Source organism: Leisingera sp. JC1 (assembly GCF_001679925.1).
GTDB lineage: Bacteria > Pseudomonadota > Alphaproteobacteria > Rhodobacterales > Rhodobacteraceae > Leisingera.
In genome coordinates this window covers 1-10,736 of record NZ_LYUZ01000139.1, presented here as the reverse complement: position 1 = coordinate 10,736, position 10,736 = coordinate 1, and the positions used below count along the sequence as shown (strand labels likewise).

Here is a 10,736-nt window from a genome sequence, read left to right as displayed (position 1 = left end):
CTTACCGTCTTGCGGTCGAGCCCGGTCTGCCGCGCGATTGCGCTGATGCCAAGGCCCTGCCGCTTCAATTCAAAGATCATCACGATCTCCCTCAATCCCACCACCTGCGAGCCTTTCCATTGGCCTCTACAGGGGAAGTATGCGCGACCGATGATCAGGGGGGCATGCCCCCCTGATCATCGGCATCGGCGCCAAACTGGGGAATTTTCATCCAGCCGTTTTGGGGAGATTACGTCCAGCACTCACACCAATACGCGGACCATTTGGAACGGACGACATTCCGGGAAATGGCTGAATTGCCCGGCCATCTGGGCGCGTCTTTGGCCGTCAAGGTGAATGGGACCGACTATGAACTGGTGGTGACCAGCCTCTGGTCCGATCTCGCCTCGGCGGGACATTTTGAACAGGGTGCGTTTGACGATGCCGTGGTCAAGCCGAGCACCCAGAAGCTTCTGAAATCCTTTGACCTGAAGGTCGAGTATTTTGAGACGCTGGTCACCACGGGGATTTTGGAGAAGGGCTGACGCAGAATGTTTGAACAGGTTGAGGATTACCCCGTCGACCCCATCATGATCGGGGCCGACTATTTTGCAGCCGATCCCCGCAAAGACAAACTCAACCTGACCGTGGGCATTTATCAGGATGCCCATGGCCAAACGCCTGTTCTCGAAGCCGTCAAGCTGGCTGAACAAAAGCTGGTCGAGACCCAGACCAGCAAATCCTACCTCGCCCTGACGGGGGACGCCGACTATTGCCGCGTGCTGGGGCACGAGATCATGGGCGATGCCTTTGACGAAGGCTGGGTGTCCGCACAGACCTCCGGTGGCGCCGTGGCCCTGCGGGTCATGGCGGACCTCCTCGCGCAGATGCCAAACCCTCCTACCGTCTGGCTGCAAACCCCGACCTATGGCAACTATGTTCCGATCCTGACTGCGGCCCATGCTCGTTTTGCGCAGGTGCAGTATTACGACCGGCTTGCGGCTCAGATCACCTTTGACCAAATGCTGGAGGGGCTGAAGGCCGCCCGTGCGGGCGATGTCTTCCTCATGCAGGGTGTCTGCCACAACCCAACCGGCGCGGACATGACCGCCGGGCAGTTCGACGCCCTGCTCGATCTTCTGGAGGCGCGCGGGATCGTGCCTTGGATCGACCTTGCATATCTGGGCTTCGCCCAAAGCTGGGACGCCGATTGCGCCATGGCCCGAAAGATCGCCGCGCGGTTCCCTGAGTGCATTGTTTGCATCACCCTATCCAAGACTTTCGGGATTTACCGCGATCGGGCTGGGGCTCTATTTGTGAAAACGCGGGCGGGCGATCGAGACCGAATGCACCGCGCTGTATCCGCGATCGTCCGCTCTAGCGCGTCCCACGCGCCAGATCATGGCCCATCGGTGGTGCGCACGATCCTGCAAGACGACGGCCTCAAGAGGCTTTGGCTGGACGATCTGGACCGGATGCGCGCGCGCGTCGCCGGGGTGCGCCAACAGATTGTCGAAACTGAACGCACGCTTCTTGGCACCAATCAGCTTGCCTATACAGGGAACCAATCCGGCATGTTCTCACTGTTGCCTTTGACCGATGCACAAGAGACAGCGCTGACGCGAGATCATGGCATCCATGTCGTGAAAGGCGGGCGCGTGAACGTTGCTCGATTGGGAGCGGATGACATCACGAAGCTGATCGTAGCGATCTCAGACGTAACGTACGCCAAGTAACGTTTGGCTTGCAGCAATAACGGTCAGCCGAAATAAATCTGGCCCGTCAACAAGGCAAAGCAGACGCTCGCAGGAGCTGCAGCATCAGTCACTCTGGGCTCGCAGCCAACCTCGGATGCGGCGCAGCATCCGCCTTGACCCAAGCCAGCGGTTCGGAAAGGGCGGCCCAAACCAGACCTTCGCCCTAGCTTCCAAATGCTGCAGCGCTACTCTCGAAAGCTGTCATCGGATTGCTCCGTATCAAGGATGCCAGCGTTCGCCCACTGCCGCCTGCTCGTCTTCACGGCGGGCATCCCATTCATATCCTTCTGCAATGGATATCAGGCTTTCCGACAGGCGGGGGTGGGAATTGCCGTATCTTGCAGCCAAGTCTCGATAACGCTCAGCAAGTCTGCGCTCTTGCTCCCCGCCATCGTAGGGGCTGCGCGTTGTTACACCTCGTGCATTGCGGACCCCCATACAGAACCGCTCCCTTAGTCCAGCGCATTCAGAGCGATCTAGATACTCCAAGATGACGTTAGGCAACCAGTCGTCCCAGGACCGTCTCCTCGCCATTCGTGCCAGCAAAGCTCCAAAATGGATTTCAGCTACTTCCTTGCGGTCAGCATCCGCCGCATGTCGAAGGGCGCTATCTGCCCATGCGGTGAATTCATCCGGAGACACTACGCCTTCCTCATCGCAGCCGGGAACTTTTTTCCAGCCCTCCAGAGAGTGATAGGCCAGCTCAGCAAGGAACTTGCGCCTCTCCTCCGATAGCTTTTCTCGCTCAGGTTCGTCCGCACCATCGCGCCGGTGATATTGCCAGCAGAGCAACTCAACAAAGAGATTTGGATCACGAGCAAGCTGTCGGTGCAAAGCCAGCGTTCGCTCGTGGTCTCGATGACCGTATGAGCACAAGAGCTTGACGAAGGGCAGTTCTAGATTGGCGATTTGGTCGTCGGAGATCGCTTCGTCTTCATCGAGGAGCTGAAACACCTCATCTAGGTTGTACGAACTTGGAAAAGGCCCCTCCACTTCCTCGCCGCGAGCAACAGCTTGTAGGATATCTAGCCAACGGTTGGCTGGCAGCTTGTTCCTCCATAGAGAAACGGCTGAGAACGCTGATCTCGGCCGCTGATATTCAAGAAGCTTTGTAACGGCGTACTCCACTTCGTCGGACGGCGTGTCATCCCAAATATGAATTGATGCCGAATTCCAAAATGCAGAAGCCACGTCTTCGCCCAAACTTTCTGCGACCTGCCAGCCAATTGAACGACCAGGAAGGTGCTCGGCAAATCTCAGGCGCTCCACTTCACTGTTCAGAATTCCTTGTGCCTCTAGGCCAGCCACGACTGCGGCAAGGTCGATCCAACCTGCGCTCCATAGCAGTTGCCGCAGGAAAGCATTGGACTGATCATTTGCCTCGGTGCGCAGCGCAGCCGAGACCCAGTGGGTCGCCGTTTCCACTGCCGCATCTTGCGGGACCAAGACTTGAGCCACCAGTTCGGGTTGCTTCACGCTAAGCGCAAACGGAAGAACCGCTTGATCTCCCAATTGCTCCCTGATTTCATCGATGGCGTTTCGGCGGCGCTCTTCGACAAGTGCGTTTCGCTCCTGCCATGACAAGCGCCCATTTCCTTCGTCTTCCACCAGCGCACGCCACTCAACGCGGGAATTTTCAAACAGCCAACGGTGGCGAGCAGTCGGAGACTGAGGGGACAAAGCCTCTTCCATACGCCGAAGCGCGGCTGCCAACTGTTCGTTCTCTTCACCTTCCTGATAAGCACGAAGAACATCGCGCCGACGAAGGTTGTGCCGAAGATCAGCTTTGTCCTCATCGGTTGCTGTCGCTGACCAGCTCTCGACCTCGATGACCAATCGAGACAGGTCATCAGAATGAATACGTGTCGCAACTTCTAACAGCTGTTCAAGCTCCAACTTTTCAAATGGAGCCAAGTCGAGCAGTAGGCGGCTGGCTTCGACCGCCGCTGCGCGGACATCCGCATTTGTCGGTGACGGCACTTCTGCATCCAGTGCTCGCCATTGCGGCCTCGCGGTGCGTGAAGCGAAACTTGGGCCACCTCCTGGAAGAAGAGAGATACAGACGTCCATCGCAGCATGTCGAAACTGCCCTGACAAGCGCCGCAAGGCAGCCATCCTTTCCGCAGCACTGAGAGCGGTGGCAGGCAGCCAAGCCCTAAACAGAGAACGGGCGGTTGATTTCGGCGAGTTTGACCAGTTGTCTTCCACCTCCAGACGGCGAAGGCCAAAAACAATCTCTGCGACACGAGAAAAGTGGACAGGGTGCCAAGCCAAAAGTTCAAGCGCCCAAAGCAAATTGGTCCGCAAACACTCGCCACTCACCAAGCCTTCAGTGGTTCCCATGATGGCGCGTATGGCAGGTTCTGGCTCTCTAAGCTCAGCTTCAAGGCAATCAAGGAACGCAGATGGAGATGCCTCCGCCAATGTTCGTAGGTGCCCCCGAATAGAAAGCCAACGTTCTTGGTCAGCACCTTGCATCAGGGACCGAACGACTTGCGCGGCACGGTATGAAAGGTCAACTCCCAACCTGTCACCGCAGATTTCTGCACCATGAACGGATAGAATGCACAACGCGTCGCCGAGACCGGAAAGCAGGGCACCCGAAAAACTTCTCGCGTGACCCAAAACATTGGCCATGTACCACTGATCTTGAGGCAGGTCTAAGGCGGGGTCTCTATCGCCCAGCAACTCCGGCAAGAGTTGAAAGAAACGGTCCAGATCGTCTCGATCTATGTAAGGCCCTACGGCAAAAAGTGCGTCGATTTGTGATACAACGACATTCACATGCCCATAGCGAGCAATTGGTGCGTCGTTCAAAGCGAGCAGTTCGTCTCGAACTGGTTCTACTTCACCATCCCGAAAATCACCCAATAGCTGGAGAATTGTGCTGTCATCCATGCTCTCGCGCTCAACCCACGAGCCTGCCAATGCGAACGGGAGGACACGTTTTGCCGCTGCGCGATCTCTAACCCAACTAGGCCGCCGAACCTCAGGATCACCAGAGAGCTGACGCCGCAATACAGGAACAGAATGACCGACCTTGATGGAGAGGTTATCCGCGTCATCACGCGATAGCCCCATACTCTCGAGTTCAGCGCGAAAGATATCTGAGGGGACGTGCGAAAGCAGCAGTGCCTCCCGAACGTCTAAACGACCCTTGGGATAGGCGCGGACAATGGTCAAATTTCGTCGATCACCAAAGTCCAACTCCTCCCCATCTTCAACATCCGCAACGACAATAAGGTGGTTTGCGCTCGTAGGAATTCTGGCATCGCGAGATGTGGCAACAACTGTTGTATCAAGAAGATCGAGGGCATCGGCCTCGATCAATGTCGCAACGACAAATGCAACGGCCTCCCCTCTATCGTCAGCTTGAACCGGGACTATTTGCTCTCGGTCGCGCAGCTTCTGCAACAACACGCTCTGCTCGTTGTGCCGCCTAGAAGAAACAAGCTTGATGGACAATGGCGGCACCGAAGCTGTCGCCCAGCTATTCCACCATTCGTGAGGTGTCTTCAGCCCAGGCCAGGCGACACCCAGCTTTTCACCCAACCAGCGGGCCGTGGCAGGCGCTTCTTCCAGCCAAGTTTCAAGGTCTATGGCGTCGAATGCCTCAACGGTCGCCCAAGCGCCTTCACCACGTCGCTCTTCAAGCCAGTCTTCTTTTCCGTTCCACCTCCTCGGCGTCACGAAGACGAATGCACTATTCTCGCGCTGGTCTTGCGGCGTTTCTTCAGTTCTCTTTCGATAATCACCGTCGGCTTTACTTCGAGGGTCTACATTGCAACCCATTTCCCATACGCTTCGGCCTTCCGGCACCCAGACTGTTCCGGCTTCACATTCCACTTGACCGTCAAGCCCAGGCAAATCGACCGCCTCGTTTCCGGGAAAGCGCATTGAGACAAGGGATTCCGTGGTCTCCCTAATCAGTCGACGAACAAGTATTGGTAGGTGGCTACGACATTCGTGGCGGTCGGCCCATTGGCGTATTGCAGTTTCATCAACCGGCATAGTGACCTCATTGGGCTTGGGACTCTGTTCAACCCAGAGTAAGCGTTTGAGTTGATTTGGTGCAATGCGTCCGGTGAGAGTAAAGTCTGCTTTGTGGGAGTGCGAATGAAAATCTTGCGCTTGCAGCTAATGACCGCTCCCCGCCCGACCTGTAGGGGCAAGCTAGGTAAGGTCGCTTAAAATTCAGCGCAGAAAAGGCGCTTGGCCCGCCAACGCTATGGATTCTGGAGTGAATACGGCGGTGAGACGAGTTCGTCCGCGAGAAGTTGGATCAGATCTCCAAGTCCTCGATGGACTTGCCAGCCTGCAGCGCTTCATGAACCCAGGAAGGTTTGCGTCCTCGGCCGCTCCAGGTCTGAGCCGGGTCGTGCGGATTGGCATACTTTGCGGGCGCTTTGGTTCCGGACTTACGGCCTTTACCGCCATGCAGAGCAATGACTTCCTCGAAGGAGACGCCGTGTTTCTCAGCAACCGCCAGCATTTCGGCATAGGCGTTTTGCTTGGCCTCTTTTTCCACTTCCGCTTTGCGGGCTTCGATTTTCTTTGCCAGCACTTCCAGTTCAGAGGCATTCAGCCCGGTCAGATCAATTGCCATGTATCACCTGTGGTTTCGGTTTTGCATGGTCAAAGCAGAAAGGCGCACTTGGTGCAAGATATTAACCTGTGCAGTGCTGAATTGCATTGAGCACTGCATTGCGCATTTTGGGTTCTCCAGCTTGAAAATCCTTCTTGGAGCTATTTGCCGTCAGTAACAGAGGCCGGTTTCCATGCGGTCATGCAATTTGAAGGCATAGACGTAAAAGTCTTAACCCGGGCTCCGGCGGACCTTATTCGGCCCACCGGTAAGAAGTGGCGTTTCCGCGGAGCGGCCTCAATCCGCTGGCAATATAGCCCGGCGCAGGCGGGAGAACGGGCGCTCGTGCGCCTTGCTCAAATAGTAGCTGCTGAGAGTGGTGACCGGGGCCAGGGAGAGGGCGAAACAAGCGCCCTGTTTCAGCTGATCCGAAAACCACGGCGCCTCATATTGCGGGGTCGTCGACCAGCTTTCGCGGATCGCAGCGTTCTGCATGTTGACGATATTGGTGAAGGCAGAGGCTGGATCATCCGGGGTCTTGCGGTAGCTGAGGGCGATGGAGGAGAGCTCCACCAGTTCGGCATGGGTAAAGGGCAGCGCTGCGTTGCGGATCTCGACCGGCGGGTGCTCCTGGCGGCGCATGATGCAGTAAACGGTCTGCCCGCCGCAGGTCGGATCACGGTCGGTGAGTTCGAGAGCATAGGGCTGGTTCGAGACAACTATGCCACTTGCCGCGCCGATGCTGACGCCGAAATCGCCGCGGTTGTTGTCACGCGGGATGCCCTCAAGCAGGTACAGGTCCGCTGCCGCCAGCGTGCCGCCAAAGCTTTCGACAGAGGCCTTGAGTTGGGCGGCGTTCTGCCTTGCGGTTTCATTGTCCGGCGGGTTGGCACCTTGGGCATAGACTTGGATGCTGTCGTAGTTTTCCGCCGTCACAACCGCGAAAAAGGCCTTTATGCAATCGGGGCTGTCCAGATGCGCCAGAGTGGCTGAGATCTCCTCGTCCCTTTGCGCAACAACGATGGTGATGATGCAGGAGGTTGCACTGTCCGAATACAGGGTCAGCCCGGGGACCAGAGCGGATTTCAGGTAGTTGCCTTGATCGACAAATCGGAAATCTCCATCGGGTTTAGCGACGGGCAGGTTGCTGTTGCGGTCTATGGTGACGGGTATCATGCGGCGGCTCCCTCATAGGTTTGCAGCGGATTGGACAGCGGGTTGCCGTTGACCTGGTATTCGCAGACCGGTGCGGCACCGGGCGCCCCTGAGAACAGCGCCGTGGCTTGGGTCTGGAATTCCTCGTTTGGATAATCGGTCTCTCGGCAGATTGAGAGCTCGCACCGGCCGTAATACTGATCGGTCAGCACCGACATGATCCCGGCATGGGTCGGGTCCTGCTGCAGCAGAAGCTCAGCCCGCGACAGCCGCAGATAAGTCGAGTGGTTGGCCGGGTAGTGGATGGCTTCCGGCTGAATGCGGAAATGGTTGGTTGAGGCGAAATGCCCGGCGTGGCGGATAATCCGGCGCACCGGCGCGTGCAGGAAGGGACGCGGCATGTATTCGAGGAAGATCGAAACGGGCTGTGTTTGCGCCTCGTCCGCCCATCCGGTCAGCAGGCTGATATCGGGCGCCGGGAAAGCGGTTCCGCTGCCCATGTCCTGATAAAACCCGGCCAGGAAGTCTGCGGCGGCGCTGGCGGTGGTGAAGCTGGAGATGCTCTTCTCATAGGCCGCGAACAAGGCGTCGGTCTGTGCATCGGTGACGTAGTAATTGGCGGACGTGGTGTAGGCGTCGGCGGCCACAAAGGACACGCCCGAACTGTTGCTCCCTGCCCAGAGCCGGCCGCCGCCGTCTCCCCGGGTCAGGGCGGTGTAGCTGACAACGCCGTTGCTGCCGGCCCTGGTCTGCGGCTCGTTGAATTCGGTGACCGGGATCAGGTCGCATTGCTTGAAGGTATGGATTGTCTGGCCGTCAAAGACGGTTCCAATGGTACACATGGACAAATCTTTCGCTGAATTTCCGGGAGAGTTCAGATGATGTTCACGGATCCATCGGGCACGAACATGTAGCAGTAAAACCCGTAGGTCACGGCGTATTCATTGAAATCCTTGCCGGTGCCGCTGGTCTGGATCGGCCCCTGGTTGACCCGCCAGTTGGCACTTGCCGGATCGGTGATCGGGTTGCCGGCAAAGTCGAAGTTCGTCACCTGATCGCCGCCGTCCTTCTGCGACCAGGACATCGGGGACAGGCTATCGCAGCGTGCCCAGTGGTAGTCCCCAGGCCAGTTGGCCTCCGGATCTCCGCCGATGGCGTTTTCCGGCGGCGAAAACATCAGGGCGACGTAGTGCCCGCCAGCGCCGGCGGTGGCCGCATGCTCTTTGATATCGTCCAGCGTGGTGCCGACATAGGCCAGCCCGTCGCTGATGGCATTGTCACGCACATGCTCGGCGGTGAAGTCTTCCGAAAGTGCCGGCGCGCCGCTGGCGCGGCCGGGCTGGGGGAAGGAGTTCGAGGCGATGTTGCAGCCGTAGGCATAGCAGTTGTTGTTGGGCTGATACTTTGCCGACATGAAAGACCCCTGGCAGTCGCCTGCCGGGTCATAGCCGGTATTGGTGTCACGGACGGTGGCGGCATATTGCGGCACGCTGCCCCAGGCGGTCTCGACATAGTTCGGTGCGATCAGCGCTCCGTCAGGCGCCTCCTCCCTGATGGAGTGGCGCAGATCACCTTTGGCCACGCGGCCGCTGAATTTGAATGCAGGCGTCATAATATTCTCCCGGGTTTTGAAATCAGTTTTGCGAATAGAGCGTGGCGGACAGCGTCTGGCCGGAATAATTGTAGACGCTGAGCCCAAGGTCGCCGTTGCCATAGGAGCCTGAGATCATCAGCACGGATGAGGCACCACCGCTGACACCAGTGTCTGTGGCCCAGATGGGTTCGTTGTCAGCGCTGCGCAGCACGAGATTGCCGTCATTCTGCATGAACAGGCTGCCCGGATGACCCGCGGCCTGGCTTCCGAAGGGCGCCCACAGGAAAGTTCCGTCGCTGGCATTGAGGACCGGGCCGGAGACTGGATCATTGCTCAGCGTCGCGCTGCCATCTAGCGCCATGATCGACTGGCCCGCCAGAAGCTGGCTGTTCGTGCGGCTGTCCAGGCGGCTGACATTCTGGATTTCGCCAAACAGGTTGAGCTGGATAAGGTCCTTGACCTGATCAGCCGTCCAACTGTTGCAGGCTGCCGCGGCCTGCAGGATCATGGTCTTGGTAAAGGCTGCCATCGGGGTCATGTCCGAGGCGCTGAGCGCCCCCACATCGGGCAGCCAGGCGCCAGAGGCATAGGCTGAGTCATTTACGGTTCCGGCAATAACCTGGGTGCTGTCGACAATTACGACACCTGCATCATTGGCGGCCTTCAGAGCGGCATAAACCGCGCCTTCTGAGGCGTTGTCGGGATTGCCGGAGGGGAAATTGCCTTCACCATAGGACTCTAGCACCAGGCCTTTCAGGCCGGTGCCCACCGCCGCAGTGATGAGATTTGCGATGAGGGCGGTGCTGCTGGTTGTGCTGTAGGCGGCCGGGAAGGCGTTGAACTGCATCACCGGAAAATCGTCAATGGCGTCAGATATGGCGCTCAGCTGTGCCTGCGCGGCGGCCAAGGCGGTGGCGTTGTCCAGGCTGACGCTGCTGCTGACCGGGTCCGGCAGCATCCGGTCCGGATATTGCGTCAGCCGAATGGGCTCTGAAGCAGATTTGGTGCAGCCCAACATGCTATGCGCTATATATCGGCAGTTTTTGGAGGAGGTTGCCGATGGCGTCACAATTTTCACGACGGGATTTCCTGCCAGCAGGTCTCAAGGTTGACCAGGTTGAGCTTACTGGGAACACGGTCCGGATCCGCTCGCGTTCCGCCAAAGCCGCGGCAGCGTGCCCACGCTGCGGCACGGCTTCACGCCATGTTCACAGCAGTTACCGCCGACGGCCCGCCGATCTTCCTGCGCATGGCCGTAAGGTGGAACTGGTCCTGCTGGTTCGCCGCTTTCGCTGCAGTGCTCTGCGGTGCCCAGCCAAGATATTTGCGGAGCGGTTTCCACTGGACGTAACTCGGCCGCATGCGCGGCGTACCTCCCGTCTGCAAGGACTCGTCCGGTGTCAATCGGCATGGAACTTTGGATCTGAAGCAGATTTGGTGCAGCCCAACCAGCTAAGCGCTATATATCGGTAGGTTTTGCAGGAGGTTGCCGATGGCGTCACAGTTTTCACGGCGGGATTTCCTGCCAGCAGGTCTCAAGGCCAACCAGGTTGAGCTTGTTGGAAACACGGTCCGGATCCACTCGCGTTCCGCCAAAGCCACGGCGGCGTGCCCGCGCTGCGGCACGGCTTCACGCCATGTTCACAGCAGGTACCGCCGGCGGCCT

The 10,736-nt window shown here is 58.2% G+C and carries 8 protein-coding genes and 2 pseudogenes; 4 read left to right on the top strand and 6 right to left on the bottom strand.

The genetic code is table 11. The features are described 5' to 3' along the window. Window positions 1-287: 287 nt before the first annotated feature. Both A9D60_RS22985 and A9D60_RS22980 read left to right on the top strand, forming a co-directional pair. Window positions 288-524 (top strand): hypothetical protein, encoded by a 237-nt coding sequence (locus A9D60_RS22985; protein WP_254656780.1) that lies wholly within the window; start codon window positions 288-290, stop codon window positions 522-524. A gap of 6 nt (window positions 525-530) precedes the next feature. Further along, a complete protein-coding gene (locus A9D60_RS22980) occupies window positions 531-1,715 on the top strand; it encodes an aromatic amino acid transaminase (protein ID WP_065269744.1) in 1,185 nt (394 codons plus the stop codon). A 240-nt stretch (window positions 1,716-1,955) separates the two neighbouring features. Here A9D60_RS22980 and A9D60_RS22975 read toward each other — a convergent pair whose 3' ends face one another. From A9D60_RS22975 to A9D60_RS22950, 6 genes are all read right to left on the bottom strand, one after another. Continuing rightward, on the bottom strand, window positions 1,956-5,747 hold the full coding sequence (locus A9D60_RS22975; protein ID WP_254656779.1) for a hypothetical protein: 3,792 nt from the start codon (window positions 5,745-5,747) through the stop codon (window positions 1,956-1,958). Window positions 5,748-6,018: 271 nt separating this feature from the next. After that, on the bottom strand, window positions 6,019-6,342 hold the full coding sequence (locus A9D60_RS22970; protein WP_065269743.1) for an H-NS histone family protein: 324 nt from the start codon (window positions 6,340-6,342) through the stop codon (window positions 6,019-6,021). A gap of 276 nt (window positions 6,343-6,618) precedes the next feature. Continuing rightward, entirely contained in the window at window positions 6,619-7,497 is an 879-nt protein-coding gene (locus tag A9D60_RS22965; RefSeq protein WP_065269742.1) for a hypothetical protein, read from the bottom strand. After that, window positions 7,494-8,318 carry a carcinine hydrolase/isopenicillin-N N-acyltransferase family protein gene (locus A9D60_RS22960; RefSeq protein ID WP_065269741.1) on the bottom strand — a complete coding sequence of 275 codons (825 nt, stop codon included), beginning with the start codon at window positions 8,316-8,318 and terminating at the stop codon, window positions 7,494-7,496. The genes A9D60_RS22965 and A9D60_RS22960 overlap by 4 nt, the downstream gene beginning before the upstream one ends. Window positions 8,319-8,350: 32 nt before the next feature. Continuing rightward, the gene (locus A9D60_RS22955) at window positions 8,351-9,088 is read right to left on the bottom strand and encodes a hypothetical protein (RefSeq protein WP_065269740.1); all 738 of its coding nucleotides are present in this window, start codon (window positions 9,086-9,088) and stop codon (window positions 8,351-8,353) included. 22 nt (window positions 9,089-9,110) lie between these two features. Next, a complete protein-coding gene (locus tag A9D60_RS22950) occupies window positions 9,111-10,028 on the bottom strand; it encodes a hypothetical protein (RefSeq protein ID WP_141118029.1) in 918 nt (305 codons plus the stop codon). Between the two features lie 101 nt (window positions 10,029-10,129). On the opposite strand from A9D60_RS22950, the pseudogene A9D60_RS25765 reads away from it, so the two are divergent. Further along, window positions 10,130-10,468: pseudogene (locus A9D60_RS25765) on the top strand (transposase family protein); the annotation flags it as partial. A gap of 94 nt (window positions 10,469-10,562) precedes the next feature. Continuing rightward, window positions 10,563-10,736, top strand: a pseudogene (locus A9D60_RS27505) (ISL3 family transposase); the annotation flags it as partial.